Genomic DNA, 17,083 nt, shown 5'->3' with positions numbered 1-17,083 from the left:
TCAGCGAGAATCGGGTCGACGAAATCGGGTGCAAAAAAGATGAGGAACATCAGATGACCGACATTGCAGTGACTGAACCTTCCTTTGTACAGCATGAGCCGAGACTCTAAGTCTTCACTTGATGATGACTTGGCACGAGCGTCGACGAGGAAGATTGTGGATCGGCTCTGGCTGTGTGGAATTTTGGACGATGATTTATCATTCCGGACATCGGTCGAATACCCCGCAGCAATTCTTGAGAAGCAAAATACACTGCTATAGGTTCAATCGGTCGGAGATTTGCGAAACCACCCAAAGCCCTTCACCTAATATCCAAGAAATGCTTCAATGAGAATATTGACCATAGGGGGAACATTCAATCCGATCCATATCGGGCACATTCGACTCGCTGTAGAGGCGTCTGAAGCTTTGGGTTTCGATCGTATAGAGTGGATCCCTTGCTTCTCGCCAGGCCACAAAAAAGCGACTGACCTGTTGCCTTACGCCCTCCGTGTGGAGTTGGTGCGTCTCGCCACGCATGATCTTTATGGGAGCGTCGTCAACGACATCGAGAGCCGACTGCCGACCCCTTCTTTCACATACCAGACACTGTCCGCTCTAGCCACGGCGGAGTCGTGTGCGGAGCGGTTTTTTGTCGTCGGTCAGGATGAGTTCTGCCGCCTTCATCTTTGGTACCGAGGGCGCTATCTCGTATCGCTCGCCCATCTGTTGATAACGGGAAATTCTGGGGCTGGGCCGACGGCATTTCATGAGACCCTTGATCGTTTTTGGCCCGATAGCCGACAGACGGATCCACCACCGAGTCTACCCGCCGCTTATGAATTCAGATCGGGCCGCCGTGCCTTGTTTCTGCCGCTACCGTATCTGGAGATTCGCTCGTCCCTTGTCCGGAAACGATGGCTCGCCGGTCGCGATCTTCGCCACTTACTTCCGACGGGTGTCCTCGATGAGTTGATCTCCCACCGGAGCCTGGTTTCCGAGACATGGCGACAAGCCTTGGCCAGCGCCTAACACGACAGTGTACGTATCGGACCGTTGCCGAGTGCAAAGAGAGCACCATTGGCAACATCCGGCAGGATACGCGTCCCAAAGACCAGAGCGGTGCGTGAAACGGTCATGGACGGCCAAGGGCCAAACCTGGCTCCGAGGCCTTTCAGAAGTGCAATGGCAGTAGGGGTCACCGTTTCCCCTTCAGACGGGATTCCTCTGACCGGCATGCCTTGGATCAGGTCCAGCACTGCCGGCGCGGGCGCCGGAAGTAGGCCATGGCTGCATCGGATGGTTCCGTCGCAAAGCGGAAGGGGACCGCAAACCAGCTCGGTCGGATCCATGCGATCGAAAAGGATACAGGCCAGGCACATGTCGAGAATGCTATCCAGTGCTCCCACCTCATGGAAAGTCACGGCCTCTGTGGGGATGCCATGGATCCGCCCCTCGGCCTCGGCCAGTAGGGTAAAGCTGACCTCCGCCAGTTGCCGGGCCCTAGGTGACATGGTCTCAGCGGCAAAGATGATCCGTCGGATATCATTCAGGGTGCGATGGCTATGCTCGTGGGGCAGACTGACCCGGCAGGCCCAGCCATAGACCTCATTGACGGCCCTTCGCTCCAGACGGATACAGCCCTCAGGTAGCCCGATGCCGGCGGCGAACGCGCTCAGCTCATCATTTTCCACGCAAGCAAGCCGCGCTAGGCCAGCAACCAGCATATCGCCAGAAAGGCCGCTGGCTGGACGGATCAGTATGAAGCTGCCCTGAACCGGCGTGAGTGCTGGGTCTGTCACTTCCCGCCCGTACTCGTGAAGATGGTCGGAAGCGGAGTGGCCATGATGGTGATGGGAATGCCCATGACCATATCCGTGGGCATGATCGCTGTGATCGATTGAATGGCGATGGCGTTCCATGCTCACGGGTATAGCAGCCTCACGATCCGAGCTGCAGCGCAGGCCGCACCATAGCCGTTGTCGATATTGAATACGCCTACGCCCGGGGCACAACTGGTCAACATGCTATGCTGAGCCGTTTCGCCCTGGTTGGCAACCCCATAGCCTATGGAAGTGGGCACTGCTAGCAACGGTTGCGGTGTCAGGCCTCCAAGCACGGAAGCAAGGGCAGCATCAAGACCAGCCACTACGATGACCACATCATGGGCATTGATCTTCGGCAGCCTCTCCAGCAGTCGCCACAATCCAGCAACACCGCAATCCTCGAATATCGTCCATTCAATCCTGAGAAACTCCAAAGTTCGTGCCGCTTCCCAAGCGGCATGCCCATCCGCGGTTCCAGCGGAAACGATAGCCACCTTTCCCTTGGGCTTACACGGGAGGATTTCACCCCAGGCCGTTCGAGATAGCGGATGATAATCAACACCCGCACGTGCCGTTTCGGGAAGGGCAGCAAAGACCTCCGGAGCCAGCCGGGTGAACAACACAGAATGCTCACTGCCCCGCCCAAATGTTGTGAGCAGATCGGCCAGTGTTCCCAAGGGTTTCCCCTCGCATAACACCGCTTCAGGCAAACCGATGCGGGCTGCGCGGGCATAGTCGAAGACGACATCCTTCATTAACACCTCCCAGATGCCGTCGCCTCATTTTTCAGAAAAGCGGACCCCTGTCGATAGGGCCTGACGCCGGCGAAGGGTCTACCTTGGGAAGTACACATCAGTCGCGCAATGGTCTCGATCTGGCCCTTTGCAGCGGCAAGTTCCGCCACGCCTACTTCGATGGCAACACCGTCCATAGTAATGCGGCAGCGGATGGTGGCACTATCACCTAAAACCTCGCGCATCCGGCACTCTACTTGATCGATGAAAGTCATCTCGGCCGGTTCAATTCTGATACCGGTTTCTACTCGGCTGGCCAGACAGGGCTGTGCCGGCAGGTCCACAATATCTTTCAGTGCATGCCAGCGGGCAATAGCCCGGATGTCATTCTTGTCAATACCGCTAGCAATGAAAGGATGGACGATCCCGCGCTCCGCTGCCGCCGTCAGACCAGGCCGGAAGTCATTCAGGTCGTCCAGATTAGCTCCGGACGCGACGGTTCCTTGGACCAGGGCATGAATGCGATTGTAAAGATGGGACTTGCAGTAATAACAGCGATCCACCGGGTTGGCGCGATAGATGGGGTCAGCGAATTCTCCGGCGTCAACGATGGTCAAGTCCCACCCTTCCCGCGCCGCATAGGCCTCAACCCGTTCTGTAGCCTTAGGTGGCACTGCGGGAGAAACAGCATGTACCATGGCCGCGGGGTGTGGCGACAAACGGTGTGCGATAAAAGCGAGAGTCATGCTGTCTATACCTCCGCTAACAGCGATGGCAATACGCGTGTGCCGCCCCAATTCTTGCAACAGACGAGCCTGAAGTTCTATTGTCGACATGCCCAACTCCTAATATATGTTTTGCGCTTTGGATAACCTTACGATGCCGGCAAGCCCCGGTACGAGACCGGCGACGCAGTCGCCAAACGAGGTGGCCAGGCAACCATACAACGGAGGCGCTGGCTCGATCATTTACGCGATGCGTCAGCGGGGTCGCAGGCGCCCTGTCGAGGAGCGGCGCGTTTCGCAATAATGTCGAATTTGATATCCACCATAGGCGCATCGATGACGGCGCGCCCAATATCCAAGATGTCCACGTCGTGGGTCGCGATCTTGGGGATGTCTTCCAACTCGATATCTCCGGCAAAGGCGATAGTGACAAACGGGCGACGCCCGGATTCCCGCACTATCGATGCCACCAAGTCGAGATCATCCAACCGCCCAGTGTCCACCATCAGAATCTCAGCCCCCAACTCGATAGCGGTGTGGGCCTCTGTGGCGATATCCTCCACCAAACCCCGCAGTTGAATGGCGCGGACATGGCCGGTCATGCTGGCGACCGCAGCAAGTGTTTGGCGCACGCTACCGAAGATGCGCACATAGTTTTTGTCCAGATAGAGAAAGGGGCCGTTGGCTATACGACCGCTACCGCCGCCGCAATGGACGGCCTTGCGGACCTGGTCCTTAACCTCGGACGGCATCTTTTTAGCAGCGCCGGATACTACACGCACCTTGCCGGCAGCAAGATCTCGGGCCTTGCGGGCAGCACGGGCGATACCCGAGGGCTTAGCGATGGCACCAGGCACACAATCCTCGGCCATGGCGACTGCTTTGGCGGAGCCGGTGAACGTAAGAATGGGACTTTCCGGTGTCGCGTCGGCACCGTCCCTGACGGCGTCCAGCACTTCGCAGTCCAGGACCTCCACCTTGCGGCGGGCCAGTTCGACGCCGCAAACCAATCCAGGGGTAGTGACCCGGACCTCTGCGATGTATCGTCTCTCCATAACAGAAGCGAAAATGTCGTCCCTAAGGTCGTGATTTCCGGCGTTGTCAGACATCCCCCTGTACCCCGTTCTAGACGTCGTTACGAGATTGAGGTGCATCGGCTGGAACTATACCGTCGATTGCGTGGGCCTCGCTGGGGTGGGGGGAGCGGAGGTAACAGCTGAGAACCGTGGCTCCACCGAGGACGATACCGATCACGTCGGTCAGCATTCCGCCGTGAACGAGCAGGACTCCAGCAACGATCATCATGCCCCGCACCAACCTGTTGAGATCCCGTCGGAAATAGCCGACGGTCGCCGCCGAGATGAAGAACACGCCCGCCAGGCCGGTAGTGGTGACGTAGAGAATCTCCGGCCAGGATCCCTTCATCAACATCGCCGGGAATGAAGTGAACATGAAAGGAAGGATAAAGCCTGGGAGGGCGATCTTCCACGCCATGTAGCCAGTCGCCATCGGCGACGAGCCGGAGATCCCAGCGGCGGCGAAGGCGCCGAGCGAGACGGGTGGAGTAATGAAGGAGTACATACCGTAGTAGAAGACGAACAAGTGCGCAGCCATTGGATCGATCCCCATTTTGATTATGGCCGGGGCAACCAGCACAGCGAGAATAACGTAACAGGCAGTGGTAGTCAGACCCATTCCGAGAATAAGGGAAACGAACATCGTGAGAACGAGCAAGATCATTAAATTTCCCCCGGCTATCCCGGTAAGAATGCTCGACAGCTGCAGCCCGAGTCCGGTGAGGGAGAGGATACCAATGATGATTCCGGCAGTAGCACACGCAGTGGCTACCTCCAGCATCGTCATCCCCGCCTGCCGGAACATGTCGATCAGCTTAGTGAAGGTGAGTCGCCCTTCCTTCTGAATGAAGCCAATAGCGAGGGTGATAAGAATAGCGAAGAAAGCTGAACGGGTTGGTGACCAGCCGAGAGAGGCCATCATCACCACCAGAGCGACGAGGGGGATGAGCTGATAATACTTGCCCTGCCTGCGCTTCCGATACTCGCGGATCTCTTCATCGGGCAACGCCTTCAAGCCACCCCGTGCCGCCTCCAAGTGCACGTAAATGAAAAGCGCCACGTAGAAAAGAATAGCCGGTATGACAGCAGCCTTGATCACCTCCAAGTACGGAACTCGCAGAAACTCAGCGATTATGAAAGCGGCCGCCCCCATGATCGGGGGCATTATCTGTCCGCCAGTGGACGTGCAGGCTTCCACCGCCCCGGCAACCACCGGTCGGTACCCCGAGCGTTTCATCAGCGGGATCGTGAAGGAGCCGGTTCCCATCACGTTGGCGATGACGCTGCCGCTGAGAGTTCCCATCATGGCGCTGCCCACCACCGCCGCCTTGGCCGGCGCCCCCCTACTACGGCCGAAGTAGCTCATCACCAGATCAATGAAATACTGTCCAGCTCCCGTGGCGTTGAGAAAAGTGGCAAAGATGATGAAGATGACGACCACCGTTGCAGAAACGCTGAGCGGCACCGTGAATATTCCCTCGGTGGTCAACGATAGATGACTGATAAGGCGGTCCACCTCAAATCCACCGTGGGCTAGGATACCCGGGAGCTTGTCGCCGAAGAAGCCATAGAGAATGGCTGTACCGGCGATGAAGGGGAGGGGCCACCCTATGACCCGGCGGGTCGCTTCCATTAGTAGGAGGATAAGGGCAGCGCCAGCGGCCAAGTCAATCATATTGGCGATTCCCAGACGAAAGGCAATCTCCTCCGAATTAAGGTACAGGTAACCGCCAACCGCCAGCGCTACCAGGGTCAATATCACGTCCAAGAGCCGCCAGGCGCCGTTGACGCCCGCGTGGACTGGCTTGTTGAGAAAGACTAGAACTAGGATGAAGGTGATGTGGATCACCCTCTGATCCATGGCACCAAGCGTTCCCCAGCCTGCGGTATAGAGATGAAAAAGACCGAACAGGATGCAGACCAGCTTCGTGATGTGTGCTGTGGCTGATTGAAAAAAACTATTGAACGAGGTCATGAGCGTAGTTTCCCCAACAGGATCTGGATCCTCGGCCTCCGAATTGTTTGAAGAGAAAATTGCGTGAAGTCTTTAGGGATATCTGTCAGGAACAGCGGAGGATCATCCCCAACAACCAGCCAGATCGGGGTGCTTCGAGCAATGGAAAACTTGATTTCTCCCGGTACGGAACGCCTGAATACCACCTCATAGCCGGTTCCTTTGGACTTCCGCGGTAGCTCCCCAATCGGGTCGTAGTAGTTGAGGGCGTCAAATGAGCCGAAATAAACCGATTTCAGCAGTAATCCGCTCTTTTGCACGAAATAGGTCTCGACTTGTTCAACCTTGTACAACGAATGCTCAAAACCGATGCCTATCCTCCCTCCAGGAGCAACGGAAAGGATCACAGAGTGTTCTCGGTTGCCAGCCATGGAGGAAAGGTTCAACTGTACCCTCGTTACGGGGAGAAGCAGGTATCCCCCCATCAAGACCAGCGCCAAGCCCAGCGTCGCCCAGATTGCAACAGTTCGCGCTTTCTTCATCGAAATGGTTGCAATCGTCGTCACTAGCGGTACGGAGGGGAGGTCCGTTTTCTATCGGCACCTCCCCTGTGGCCACGCTTCAGTTCAACTTGTTCTTTTCCTGCAGGTATTTCTTCGCCCCCGGGTGGAACGGGATGGCGATGCCATCAGTGGCCGTTTGCAGGTTCCATTTGGCGCCAGCGGGGTGAATGGCGGCCAGTTCATCGGTATGCTCCAAGATCGTCCTGATGAACTGGTGCACGACCTCTTCCGGCACGTCGCTATTGGTGATCAGGATTGCCGGCGCGGCGAGAGTTGTTACTGGCGCATCCTGCCCGGTATAGGTGTTGGCTGCGATAACCGCCTTAGAATAGTAGGGATAGTTTTTCTTGAGGAAGGCGAACTTGCTCTCCTCCACCGGCAAGAAATTGATTTTCGTTGTGGTGGCCAAGTCAAGCATGGACGAAGTCGGAATACCAGCGAAAACCGCTGACGCATCGATGTTACCGTCTTTCAATCCCTCCACCATCTCGGCGTAGGTGAGAAAAGCGGCTTGATAGTCGTCAGATTTCAAGTCGTAGGCTTCGAGCGCAGCCATAGTCAGGAATTTTGACGGACTTCCCGGGGCGCCCAGAGCGACCTTTTTACCTCTTAAATCGGTAAAGTTCTTGATCCCCGAGGATTTCAAGGAGGCCGCCTGCAGGAGGGAGGCATGACCAGCCGTCACTGCCCGCAGATTGTCGTACTTCGCCTTACCACTGAATTCCCGCCCGCCGATGGTAGCAAAATAGGCAGAATCGGGCATAACGATGGCGAAATCCACCTTCTTGTTGGCAACCAAGTGGATGTTCTCAATGCTCGCCGCAGTCGACTGCACAACCAGCTTGTAATCAGGCATGTACTTGGAAACCAAGGTCGCCATACCGCTGCCGATGGCGAAGTAGGTGCCGCCGCTACCACCGGTCGCTATCGAAAGCACTTTTTGGTCGGCTGCCCAGGAACCGGGCACGGCGCCCAAGAGGGCCAACCCAAAGACCGCAAGAGACATCGAACCTTTTTTCAGAATCCCCTTCGCTTCTGTTTTCTTCATTTGCGCGTCTCCTTTTAGACGTTGTGATCTCATGTCGGTAGAGTCATGGAACGAGTGGGGCCAGGAGCCGTCGAAACCTAGCACCTCGCCCCCATTACCACCCCTATTGTTGTTGTTGCGCTTACAAAACGTACTTAGATTTAATGAACGATGCCGCGCTGCTTGAGCCACATAGGCATCAGCACATCATCTACAGTGGATGAGATTTCTGGCGCGAGTCGATACATCTGTTCCGCTAAAGGTTCGCTGACGTTGAACCCGCCAACGGCGCCGTCGAAGACCAATATGTTGTCGGTCTTGGCGAAGTTACGGCTGAAGTTCACCGCCTTGGGTAGACTGTCCACTTCAACGGCGTACTTCATGAACTCGCTATTTTGCTCGTCTACCTCCAATAGCTTCGCTTGCGCCCCAACGACCAGAACCGGCATTTGTTTGGGAAAGAAGGTTCCTGGATAGCCCTTCGAACAATAGTTCAACACCACCGCTTTAATGGCCGGGTTCGGAGGAGTTAGCACGTTGGTGACCAAAGGCTTCACATCCGGGTACAGCATATCTGTGTAGCGAGTAAATGGCGTTACTTGCCTGAGATCGAATTCATCGACATTGGCATTCAAAAAATTCCCGAAAAGAATCCCTCCCGCAGTCGTATATGGGATCGGACCCGGATAGTCGAGGATGATGATGGCTTTGTCGATCGCTCCCAATAAAGTGAGCAGCTTGCCATACCAACGCAGGTTCAGTTTGCAGAACTCTTTGTCCTGCGCCACGAGATCTTCGTTGGCGTCAACACCCATGATCCCTTCCGGTCCTACCTGCAACATGCAGCCGCAAAGGTAGCGCTTTTGTACATGTTCTGATTCCCAAATGAGCCGGGGCAATAGATTGGCCATGCGCGGACCGGTGCTCTGATGATAGGACGAGCGGGTCTCAATAGTCGCATAGGACATGGCAAAGGGCTTGAACAGGCGCCCGAGTTGGCGATGATAATGCAGTTCCCTTACGTCGTTGTTGTGCGCGTGAACGATCCAGCGGGCATCGTAAGCCTTGGCTATACCATAGAGTCTTCCGATCTCTGTTTCGATGGGTACGCCTCGGTCGACAGGAGCGATTCCTTCGGCCTTACCATGGAAGTACTCTTTCAATCCAAACTTCTCGATATATTCCTCGGTCTCCCGAAAACGTAGCCCGACCCCGGCACGCAACCGAATATCCTTGGCGCCAGTGCGGCGTTCAATTTCGTCACGAAGGGTGCGGATCATCTCCACATAGGCATGACCGCCATATATAGAGTACCCATGGTGGGAGGTCAGGATATTGACCGAATCGTTGGGTCGGACACGCTCGAGATTCACCTTTTCGAGCGTCTGGATGGTCTTGGTCCGGATGATGTCGCACATCGCCTCCGGCGATGCGGCAGTGACAGGGGTTTCAGGGATCGGGAACAGGTCTTTTGTACGTATCGAAATCAGTCCGGGCAGATCCACGGCCCGCATCTTGAGATCGCTCGGAGAGATGTTGTAGTACGACGCTCTCGGTTCGACGGGTTGCAACGTGGACAAAGACATCGTCAGACCTCATTTGGATAGAGTTGCAGAGCAAGCTGATAATCATCCTCGACGAAATACTCGGGATACTTCTGTCGCACCTCAGGCGGGATATCCCAGATGGTGATATACGACCCATACCACTGCCATCCAGGCGCCTTGCCGACTTCGATTCCGGCGGCTTTCAGCAACCTGAGTACCGCCGTCACGCACAGTACGCCGCAGCCCGTGCGGATACCTGTGGCGAGAGACAGGCTTTCAGGTGTGGTGTGCCCGAGAAGTATTGCGGCCGCCACTTCGCGAGCCTGTGTCTGCCGGCAGAAGCAAATCACTTGCTCCTCGTGCATGTGAGCGGCCAAGCAAATTCGTTTAACTTCAGCCGAGTCAGCCTTGGTCCAGTCGATCCCAAATGACAGAGGTTCGCTTCGGGGCTCCATGCCGATGGCATGTTCCGGGCAACGCGTGAAACAGATTGTACAATCCAGGCATTTATCGTTATCGATGCGAATGAAGTGCTTTTTGTCGATTATTTCTCGCCAGATGGCTTCGGTTGGGCAGTCCCTGATGCATACCGGACATCTCGTACAGAGCTTATCGTCGATTACCGCCACGCGGTTTACCGATGGCATAATCACTTACCTCCTGAGATACCGTTGATAGCTAAGTTCTGCGCGCCAACTTCGCCTGACATTTCCCCTCGATACCTGAGCAGCATTTCGTATCCGGCGGCCATGTGGGCGAGATAGGCGTGATTGGTTGCGGCGGGATCTCGACTCTCCAAGCATTGGATGATCAACGCGTGCTCACGCATGGTCGACTGGGCTCGTTGAGGGAACATCACGAAAATGGCATTAGTGCGGGGATAGATCGACCCCACGTGTTCGATCTCCCGTATCAAAACCGGATTTTCACTCGCTTCGAAAAGCACAGTATGGAATTGGCGGTTTAACTGCGAGAAGGATTGCATACCCCCCTCACGCATCGCGGTAGCCATTTCAGAATCCAGCCTCTTCAATTCCGCGAGGGAATTCGCTGAAATTCGCGTAGCGGCACGCTTTGCCGCCTCCCCTTCGAGCAGTTGGCGCACTTCGAACAAGTGGATGTAATGGCCGAAATCGGGGGATGTCACCCGGAAACCGACGTGGGGCGTGTATTCCAGCAATCCCTCAGCCTCCAGACGCTGCATAGCCTCGCGGACCGGAATATCACTTGTGCTCAACTCTCTGGCAATCTGCGAGATGCCGATCTTCTCTCCCGGCAGATAGCGCCCTTCTGCAATGGCGGTCTTTATCGCCCCATAGGCGATACGCGACTTGGTGTCGAAACGTATGATTTGCTCAACCAAGATCCGATCCCCCTCTCCGCATAGGCGCAAGGGATCATATATGATGTAGGTTTACACGTCAATATAATATATGATATGTATTTTATGGCAGATTGATACTGGTACGGCTGCGGTAAGCACCAGACCACACAGTCCTTCCCCAATTGATTCCGTTCGTTGCGGCAACTGGGGCCAACAATGGAGATCGTATGGCTAAGGTGGCGAATTTTGACAGCATTCGACGGATCATCGCTCGTGAGGGTGTCGATCGGCGGGTGTTCTCGGGAAAAAACAGTACGGTGGTGATGAACGAAATACAGGCATCCGCATGCCCGGCCATTCACAGCCATCCCCACGAGCAAATTACCTATATTTTGTTAGGCGAGTGCGAATTCTATCTGGGTGATGAGACAATTCGTATGAGCAAAGGCGATGTCGTACTCGTCCCCTCCAACGTTAAGCACGGACTGCGCCCTCTCGGAGACACGCCGATCCTGAACCTGGACGTCTTCAGCCCAATCCGTGAAGACTATTTGGTGTCGACGGGCGATGACCTTTAAGAAGGCGCTAGCCGCCTCCTCGGGCACGCCGCTGCTGGGCGCGTTTATCGGGATGGCATCACCGCCATTGGCGGAAATGGCTGCACGGGCAGGTTTCGATTTCATCATTTTTGATGGGGAGCACGGGGTTTTCTCCCGCCTTGAAATGGAGGAGTGCCTGCGTTCGGCACGATTTCGCGGGACTCCAGCGATAGTACGCACAGCCGATGCCGACCCGACTGGAATTCAAGCCGCCCTCGACTCTGGCGCTACCGGAATCCAGGTTCCATCAGTTGTGACTGCAGCCGAGGCGGATGCAATCGTAATCGCCAGCCAATTTCCGCCTAGAGGGCGCCGTGGATTCGGCTCAACCACTTCGACCGCCGGATATGGCTTTAGGCAGCGCTCCGATGTGATGAGCGAGGCGCAGGCGGAAACCGTGGTTGCCATCCAAGTGGAAAGCCGTCGAGGAGTTGATCAATTGACCCATATCCTGACCGTTGAAGGTGTTGATGCGGTTTTTTTGGGAACGAGCGATTTGTCATTGGACTATGGCTTCCCAACGCCTGCCGATCAACGAATGGTTGGTCTGCTCCAGAAGCTCATCCCTATGATAGTTGCATCAGGCAAGGCATGCGGTGTCCACGTTACAGATTTGGAACAGATAAACCCGTTGCGGAGCCTCGGGGTCCGCTACTTCACCGTCTCCGTCATGGCCCTGATCGTCCAGTCCCTACAGGCAGCGGTGAAGGATTTTCGCTCGCATGTTGAGTATTGAAGGAGGGCGTGCCATGACCGTGCATCTATTCAACAAACGCGAACTCAGAATCACCGGGTTGAGCTTGACGGATGTAGACCTCGACCTGATCGCGGCTGCGGTCGCCGATAGCCTCACTCTGTCGCCTGAAGACGTACTGGTTGTCGATGCGCATTCGGATCAGCTGACCCTCGATCTCCTGAGCGACCCCGACGACATCGGCCGGTTGGCGGGTAAGAGACGGGCTCTCCTTGAATCGCTATCGTGTATCCCGGGTCTTTCCGTGGGCACGGAAACGGAAATCCATTCGGACGGCATTCTGGGAGTAATCAATCTCTCTCCCGAACGCGCAGAGACTCTTCCGGGAGCGATGTCCGACTTCCGTGGCCAATTACGCGAGAAACTCGCTAGGAAAGTCATGATTCTTCCAACCGGTCGCGAGATCATGGCTGGAAACGTGATGGATACCAATACCCCCTTCTTGATGGAGTTGTTCACTATCAATGGCTATGAGGCGAAAGCGGGCTCGGTTGTCGACGACGACATCGACGTTGCTATCGGTGCTTTGACGGACGCCATAGGCCGGGGATTCGGTCTGGTTGTCTCCACGGGCGGCACCGGCGCCGAACTCAAGGACTGCATGGTCGAGGCGATCACGGCCCTGGCCCCTGACGCCGCGACGCCGTACGTTGTGCAGTATCAAAGAGGTCACGGACGCCATTATAAGGAAGGCGTTCGAATCGCTGTGGGGCACGTGGAACAGACAATGCTCGTGGCCTTGACGGGACCTCATGCCGAAGTAAAAGAGGCAGCACCGGTGCTGATTGAGGGATTGCGCCAAGGGTATGATCGAGAATGCCTAGCGGGAAATATCGTCGATGTTTTGCACGCACGACTCCATGGTACACCGGTCATCGGATAGGAGCACGGGAAGCCGCCCATCTAACGTCATGACATAAGCGGTCCGCGTCTTGGCACTCAATCGCAACACCGCGACTATTTAAGGTCGCGAAACCAAAGAGCTAAGCACGCTATCGGATCACGTGCTGCAGATGTATCGACCGGTTTTGATGGTACGGCTTCAGTGTAGCCATCTCCGATCATCCAAGTGTGAACGTCGCGCATGATTTTCTCGATCGGCTAGCCGCGGGCCGGACCGTTACCTTATCGGTTTATGACTACATTACAGATCCTTAGACAGAAGTGGGAAAAGAGTCTATGCGAGAGCAGAGACATAACAGCCAGTGCACCGTGTCGTTTTCCATGTTGATGAAAATGACCCTGCGCGCATGAATCTCACGCTCAACAACGCGGCCAACGTGGATGCGTACTACAAGGACAAAGCCGAAGAGGTGGAGATCGAAATCGTCGCCTACGGCCCGGGGCTGCACATGCTGCGCGCCGATACGTCACCGGTAAAAGACCGCGTCCAATCTTTTTCGCAGAACTTCTCCAATATTTCGTTCATGGCCTGCGGCAACACCATGAAGGGAATGGGCAGGAAGGAGAACCAGGAGATCGCGCTGCTGTCACCGGCCAAGGTGGTACCGGCCGGTGTGGTCCATCTCATGGAGCGCCAGCAAGAGGGCTGGGCTTATATTCGTCCCTAGCCAACCAATCCCGTTACCGTCTTTGTCACCAGCGCCGCCACCCCGAGGTTCGGGGGTGGCAGCCCGGCGAATCGACATCCAGTGGGGAGTCAAGGCGGGGCTGTCTCGCTGACAAACAACCCCGCACTACACCGCGCACGGCGGGTCGCTAAACCGCTTCCAAACTGTGCTGGCGCACTACCTCGCCTACCAGTAAAGCCGCGGGGTAGAGCACCTCCTCCTCAGAGCGTGCGTGCTCGCCCAGATCATCACAAAACTCCACGATGTCCTGGCGGCCCGACTCTTTGGCAGCGCTCCTGAGTTGCTGAACGGCCGACCTGATAGCCTCATGCTCTTCAAGCATACGGGGTAGCTCTTCGGCCAGTGCCTCCGTGTATTCCAGCACCTGGTCCATCTCACTTCGATACTCGCCCTTGGCTAGCGGGGCCAGCAAACCCAGCGGCGGCATCGCGATCTCTTCCTCGCGCACAAAGTGCGGATGCAGCTTGTCGATCAGGTTTTGGGTGGCGGCAGCGACTGCACCACCTGCCTCCAAGGCCTCGTGCAATCGACCATGCAGAGCCGCATGTTCACGAGTCAACGTTTCGGGAATTGAAAATTTCATGGCACTATCTCCTATCGGTTGCTGTTCGTTCATACCTCAGTCGCTTTCCACGTTGACTGAGATTCTGGCTACATAGTGCACATCGCTGAATTGGTAGTCTGCAACTTAAGTAGCAGAGAGCATGAGATGGACGATATTCGAGACGCGCTGCTATCCGTTCCCTATTTCAAGAGGCTAAACACCGAGGCGGTCGCCGCGTTGGCTGATAGGGCCAACGTGCGGAAATGCCAAACTGGAGAGGCGATACTGATCCAGGACGACCCCTGCGCAGGGCTGGGGGTGGTGGTGTCCGGTCGGGTTCGCGTGCTGCGTACATCCAGCGAAGGCCGTGAGCAGGTTCTGCGAATTCTCGGGCCTGGTCGCAGTTTTAACGATGTCGCCGCTATCGATGGCGAACCCAATCCGGCCACGGTGGTAGCCACGAAGGACAGCAAAGTGGTTTTACTGTCTCGTCCCGCACTGATGCGTTTGCTAGACGCGCAACCGGATATAACCAAGGCCATGTTGTTGCTGATGGCGCACCGGCAGAGATTCTTGGTGGAAATGATCGAGGACGCCGCCCTGCACTCCGTAGTGGGTCGTGTTGCACGATTGCTGCTGCGTTGCGCATCCGGCAACCAGCCCCTCATCGAGGGTGCCGCCGATGCCTGTCAGCGAGTCACGCAGCAGGACATCGCCGCAATGGCGGGCTCCGTGCGCGAAGTGGTGCAACGGGCCCTCAAACTCCTGGAGCAGGAAGGCGCGATCCGCCTGGGGCGTGCGGAGATCATCATCGTAGACACCAATATCCTCACCGTCTATTCCACCGAATAGCCAGGCGCCCTAGCAGGGCGGGCAGGTTTTACCTCACGCCTGACAAACGAATTCTCAGGCCCCCGTCATCCGTCTATCTGGCAGATGGTTATGATGTCCGCCTCTTCTCGTCGGCTAGTCCGGCACCGTGCGATCCAGGCGACGATAGGCAATTGCTTCACTAAGATATGGCACCTGCAACCGATCACTGCCGTCCAGATCGGCTATGGTGCGCGCCACCCGCAGGATGCGGTGATAGGCGCGCGCCGAAAGACCGAGGCGCTCCACCGCCTGTTCCAGAAGCTGCTGCCCCGCCGCATCGAGGCGGCAACTCTGTTCCACCTCCCGATTGTTCAGCTTGAAATTGGGCTTGCCGGCACGCTGCAGCTGGCGGTTGCGGGCGGCGACCACCCGCTCACGTACCGCCGCGCTGGTCTCCGGCGGTGGCGATACACTGCCCGCCACGACCCGGTGCGGAAGCCGCGGCACCTCCACATGCAGGTCGATGCGGTCCAACAACGGTCCCGAAAGCCGATTGCGATAGCGCTGGACCTGGTCCATCGTGCAACGACAACGTCCGCTGGGATCACCCAGATACCCGCATGGGCAGGGATTCATTGCCGCAATCAGCTGAAACTGGGCAGGGAACTCAGCCTGCCGGGCTGCGCGGGATATGGTTACCCGTCCCGATTCCAGCGGTTCGCGCAGCACTTCGAGAACGCGGCGATCAAACTCCGGCAACTCGTCGAGGAACATGACGCCGTTGTGGGCCAGCGAAATCTCTCCCGGCCGCGGGTTACTACCACCACCCACCAATGCCACCCCTGAGGCGGTATGGTGCGGAGCCCGGAACGGTCGCTGCCGCCAGCGATTGGCGTGAAACCCCCGGTCGCTGATGGAGGCGACGGCCGCGGTAGCCAGCGCCTCCTCGTCGCTGAGTGGCGGCAGAATACCGGGCAGGCGACTGGCCAGCATGGTCTTGCCGGTCCCGGGCGGGCCGATCATCAGCAGCGAATGTCCACCGGCAGCCGCGACCTCGAGGGCACGGCGCGCCTGATGCTGGCCACGCACGTCGGCCAGCTCCGGAGTCTCGAACGCCATGGTATCCCGGTGGGCGTCAAGCGCCGCATCGATGGGCGCGGCGCCGGTCAGATGGCCGCACACCTCGAGCAGATGCGCCGCGCCGTAGACCTCCCCATCGGCCACCAATGCCGCCTCCTGGACGTTGCTTTCGGGCACCAACAGTGCCCTTCGCGCAGCGCGCGCCTGGAGTGCGGCGGGCAGCCCGCCACGCACCGCGCGCAGATCACCACCCAGCGCAAGCTCGCCGAGAAACTCGCAGCGTTCAAGCGGTGCCTGCGGGATTTGCCCCGATGCCGCCAGGATGCCCAGCGCAATCGGCAAATCAAAGCGGCCACCCTCCTTGGGCAGATCCGCCGGGGCAAGATTGATGGTGATGCGTCGTGCCGGGAATTCGAACCCCGCATTGAGCAGCGCGCCGCGCACACGATCCTTGCTCTCGCGCACGGCCGCCTCGGGCAGGCCGACGATGGAAAGGTTGGGAAGCCCGTTGGAGAGGTGGACCTCCACGGTCACCAGCGGGGCTTGAACGCCCTCCTGTGCACGGCTGTAGACAACGGCAAGAGGCATAACCTTCCTTGGTGAGCGTGACGCGGCACTCCCGACGCGCCAACAGATCTATTGTGCGGTGTCGTCGCCCTTGGGTGCGCGTGGCGTGGCCTTGGCCTTTTTGCCGGCACCGAGGACCTTATCCTCCAGGGCCGCAACCTGTTTTTCAAGATCTTCAACCAGGGTTCGGGTGCGGATCAATACCTCGGTCTGCACGTCGAACTCCTCGCGGGTCACCAGGTCCATGCGTGAGAAGAATCCCTGCAGCACGGCACGAAAATTCTTCTCCACCTCCTGCTGCATCTCACGCAGTCCCGGGGGCAAAGCGCCCGCCAATGTCTTGGCAAGGTCGTCGAGCATTTTGGCGTTGATCACCGCG

General features: G+C 57.2%; 19 protein-coding genes. 6 read left to right on the top strand and 13 right to left on the bottom strand.

The window, feature by feature from the left end:
- Positions 1-327 precede the first annotated feature (327 nt).
- Positions 328-1,011: a nicotinate-nicotinamide nucleotide adenylyltransferase gene (locus DWQ09_09455; protein KAA3628338.1), complete on the top strand. Its 684-nt coding sequence runs from the start codon at positions 328-330 to the stop codon at positions 1,009-1,011.
- Here DWQ09_09455 and DWQ09_09450 read toward each other — a convergent pair.
- The 10 genes from DWQ09_09450 to DWQ09_09405 form a co-directional block, all read right to left on the bottom strand.
- Positions 1,008-1,901 (bottom strand): LarC family nickel insertion protein, encoded by an 894-nt coding sequence (locus DWQ09_09450; protein KAA3628337.1) that lies wholly within the window; start codon positions 1,899-1,901, stop codon positions 1,008-1,010. The two genes, DWQ09_09455 and DWQ09_09450, sit on opposite strands and share 4 nt — an antisense overlap.
- Positions 1,902-1,903: 2 nt before the next feature.
- Complete coding sequence (larB, locus tag DWQ09_09445; GenBank protein ID KAA3628336.1) at positions 1,904-2,560, bottom strand: nickel pincer cofactor biosynthesis protein LarB; 657 nt, start codon at positions 2,558-2,560, stop codon at positions 1,904-1,906.
- On the bottom strand, positions 2,560-3,375 hold the full coding sequence (locus tag DWQ09_09440) for an adenine nucleotide alpha hydrolase (GenBank protein KAA3628335.1): 816 nt from the start codon (positions 3,373-3,375) through the stop codon (positions 2,560-2,562). The genes larB and DWQ09_09440 overlap by 1 nt, the downstream gene beginning before the upstream one ends.
- 128 nt (positions 3,376-3,503) lie before the next feature.
- Entirely contained in the window at positions 3,504-4,136 is a 633-nt protein-coding gene (locus DWQ09_09435) for a quinolinate phosphoribosyl transferase (GenBank protein ID KAA3628447.1), read from the bottom strand.
- A gap of 253 nt (positions 4,137-4,389) precedes the next feature.
- Positions 4,390-6,315 (bottom strand): TRAP transporter permease, encoded by a 1,926-nt coding sequence (locus tag DWQ09_09430; protein KAA3628334.1) that lies wholly within the window; start codon positions 6,313-6,315, stop codon positions 4,390-4,392.
- Positions 6,312-6,836 carry a hypothetical protein gene (locus DWQ09_09425; protein KAA3628333.1) on the bottom strand — a complete coding sequence of 175 codons (525 nt, stop codon included), beginning with the start codon at positions 6,834-6,836 and terminating at the stop codon, positions 6,312-6,314. Before DWQ09_09425 ends, DWQ09_09430 begins: the two co-directional genes overlap by 4 nt.
- Positions 6,837-6,915: 79 nt before the next feature.
- Positions 6,916-7,989, bottom strand: a complete 1,074-nt coding sequence (locus DWQ09_09420; protein ID KAA3628332.1) for a hypothetical protein — start codon at positions 7,987-7,989, stop codon at positions 6,916-6,918.
- A 56-nt stretch (positions 7,990-8,045) separates the two neighbouring features.
- Positions 8,046-9,470: a hypothetical protein gene (locus DWQ09_09415; protein ID KAA3628331.1), complete on the bottom strand. Its 1,425-nt coding sequence runs from the start codon at positions 9,468-9,470 to the stop codon at positions 8,046-8,048.
- 2 nt (positions 9,471-9,472) lie between these two features.
- Positions 9,473-10,078, bottom strand: coding sequence for a (Fe-S)-binding protein (locus DWQ09_09410; GenBank protein ID KAA3628330.1), 606 nt, complete (start codon positions 10,076-10,078; stop codon positions 9,473-9,475).
- Between the two features lie 2 nt (positions 10,079-10,080).
- On the bottom strand, positions 10,081-10,824 hold the full coding sequence (locus DWQ09_09405) for a GntR family transcriptional regulator (GenBank protein KAA3628329.1): 744 nt from the start codon (positions 10,822-10,824) through the stop codon (positions 10,081-10,083).
- Positions 10,825-10,982: 158 nt separating this feature from the next.
- Between DWQ09_09405 and DWQ09_09400 the strand changes: the two genes are divergently transcribed.
- From DWQ09_09400 to DWQ09_09385, 4 genes are all read left to right on the top strand, one after another.
- Entirely contained in the window at positions 10,983-11,333 is a 351-nt protein-coding gene (locus DWQ09_09400) for a cupin domain-containing protein (GenBank protein KAA3628328.1), read from the top strand.
- A complete protein-coding gene (locus DWQ09_09395) occupies positions 11,323-12,090 on the top strand; it encodes a hypothetical protein (GenBank protein KAA3628327.1) in 768 nt (255 codons plus the stop codon). The genes DWQ09_09400 and DWQ09_09395 overlap by 11 nt, the downstream gene beginning before the upstream one ends.
- A complete protein-coding gene (locus DWQ09_09390; protein ID KAA3628326.1) occupies positions 12,077-12,991 on the top strand; it encodes a competence/damage-inducible protein A in 915 nt (304 codons plus the stop codon). Before DWQ09_09395 ends, DWQ09_09390 begins: the two co-directional genes overlap by 14 nt.
- Positions 12,992-13,358: 367 nt before the next feature.
- Positions 13,359-13,679: a hypothetical protein gene (locus DWQ09_09385; GenBank protein KAA3628325.1), complete on the top strand. Its 321-nt coding sequence runs from the start codon at positions 13,359-13,361 to the stop codon at positions 13,677-13,679.
- A gap of 148 nt (positions 13,680-13,827) precedes the next feature.
- Here the strand turns inward: DWQ09_09385 and DWQ09_09380 are convergent, their stop codons facing one another.
- Positions 13,828-14,283: a hemerythrin domain-containing protein gene (locus DWQ09_09380; GenBank protein KAA3628324.1), complete on the bottom strand. Its 456-nt coding sequence runs from the start codon at positions 14,281-14,283 to the stop codon at positions 13,828-13,830.
- 126 nt (positions 14,284-14,409) lie between these two features.
- Here DWQ09_09380 and DWQ09_09375 point away from each other — a divergent pair, with 126 nt between their 5' ends.
- Positions 14,410-15,096, top strand: a complete 687-nt coding sequence (locus DWQ09_09375) for a Crp/Fnr family transcriptional regulator (GenBank protein ID KAA3628323.1) — start codon at positions 14,410-14,412, stop codon at positions 15,094-15,096.
- 114 nt (positions 15,097-15,210) lie between these two features.
- Here the strand turns inward: DWQ09_09375 and DWQ09_09370 are convergent, their stop codons facing one another.
- Both DWQ09_09370 and DWQ09_09365 read right to left on the bottom strand, forming a co-directional pair.
- On the bottom strand, positions 15,211-16,725 hold the full coding sequence (locus tag DWQ09_09370; protein ID KAA3628322.1) for an ATP-dependent protease: 1,515 nt from the start codon (positions 16,723-16,725) through the stop codon (positions 15,211-15,213).
- 48 nt (positions 16,726-16,773) lie between these two features.
- Positions 16,774-17,079 (bottom strand): hypothetical protein, encoded by a 306-nt coding sequence (locus DWQ09_09365; GenBank protein KAA3628446.1) that lies wholly within the window; start codon positions 17,077-17,079, stop codon positions 16,774-16,776.
- Positions 17,080-17,083 lie beyond the last annotated feature (4 nt).

It is taken from the genome of Pseudomonadota bacterium (genome assembly GCA_008501635.1).
Classification (GTDB): Bacteria; Pseudomonadota; Gammaproteobacteria; order QQUJ01; family QQUJ01; genus QQUJ01.
Note: the sequence above shows the minus strand (reverse complement) of the source record. Positions and strands in the feature narration are given on the sequence as shown.

What these genes read in the sequence shown, in the direction of transcription:
- DWQ09_09455 (KAA3628338.1), top strand. Translation starts at nt 328, where the DNA reads ATGAGAATATTGACCATAGGGGGAACATTCAATCCGATCCATATCGGG.
- DWQ09_09450 (KAA3628337.1), bottom strand. Translation starts at nt 1,901, where the DNA reads ATGGAACGCCATCGCCATTCAATCGATCACAGCGATCATGCCCACGGA.
- larB (KAA3628336.1), bottom strand. Translation starts at nt 2,560, where the DNA reads ATGAAGGATGTCGTCTTCGACTATGCCCGCGCAGCCCGCATCGGTTTG.
- DWQ09_09440 (KAA3628335.1), bottom strand. Translation starts at nt 3,375, where the DNA reads ATGTCGACAATAGAACTTCAGGCTCGTCTGTTGCAAGAATTGGGGCGG.
- DWQ09_09435 (KAA3628447.1), bottom strand. Translation starts at nt 4,136, where the DNA reads ATGGCCGAGGATTGTGTGCCTGGTGCCATCGCTAAGCCCTCGGGTATC.
- DWQ09_09430 (KAA3628334.1), bottom strand. Translation starts at nt 6,315, where the DNA reads ATGACCTCGTTCAATAGTTTTTTTCAATCAGCCACAGCACACATCACG.
- DWQ09_09425 (KAA3628333.1), bottom strand. Translation starts at nt 6,836, where the DNA reads ATGAAGAAAGCGCGAACTGTTGCAATCTGGGCGACGCTGGGCTTGGCG.
- DWQ09_09415 (KAA3628331.1), bottom strand. Translation starts at nt 9,470, where the DNA reads ATGTCTTTGTCCACGTTGCAACCCGTCGAACCGAGAGCGTCGTACTAC.
- DWQ09_09410 (KAA3628330.1), bottom strand. Translation starts at nt 10,078, where the DNA reads ATGCCATCGGTAAACCGCGTGGCGGTAATCGACGATAAGCTCTGTACG.
- DWQ09_09400 (KAA3628328.1), top strand. Translation starts at nt 10,983, where the DNA reads ATGGCTAAGGTGGCGAATTTTGACAGCATTCGACGGATCATCGCTCGT.
- DWQ09_09395 (KAA3628327.1), top strand. Translation starts at nt 11,323, where the DNA reads ATGACCTTTAAGAAGGCGCTAGCCGCCTCCTCGGGCACGCCGCTGCTG.
- DWQ09_09390 (KAA3628326.1), top strand. Translation starts at nt 12,077, where the DNA reads ATGTTGAGTATTGAAGGAGGGCGTGCCATGACCGTGCATCTATTCAAC.
- DWQ09_09385 (KAA3628325.1), top strand. Translation starts at nt 13,359, where the DNA reads ATGAATCTCACGCTCAACAACGCGGCCAACGTGGATGCGTACTACAAG.
- DWQ09_09380 (KAA3628324.1), bottom strand. Translation starts at nt 14,283, where the DNA reads ATGAAATTTTCAATTCCCGAAACGTTGACTCGTGAACATGCGGCTCTG.
- DWQ09_09375 (KAA3628323.1), top strand. Translation starts at nt 14,410, where the DNA reads ATGGACGATATTCGAGACGCGCTGCTATCCGTTCCCTATTTCAAGAGG.
- DWQ09_09370 (KAA3628322.1), bottom strand. Translation starts at nt 16,725, where the DNA reads ATGCCTCTTGCCGTTGTCTACAGCCGTGCACAGGAGGGCGTTCAAGCC.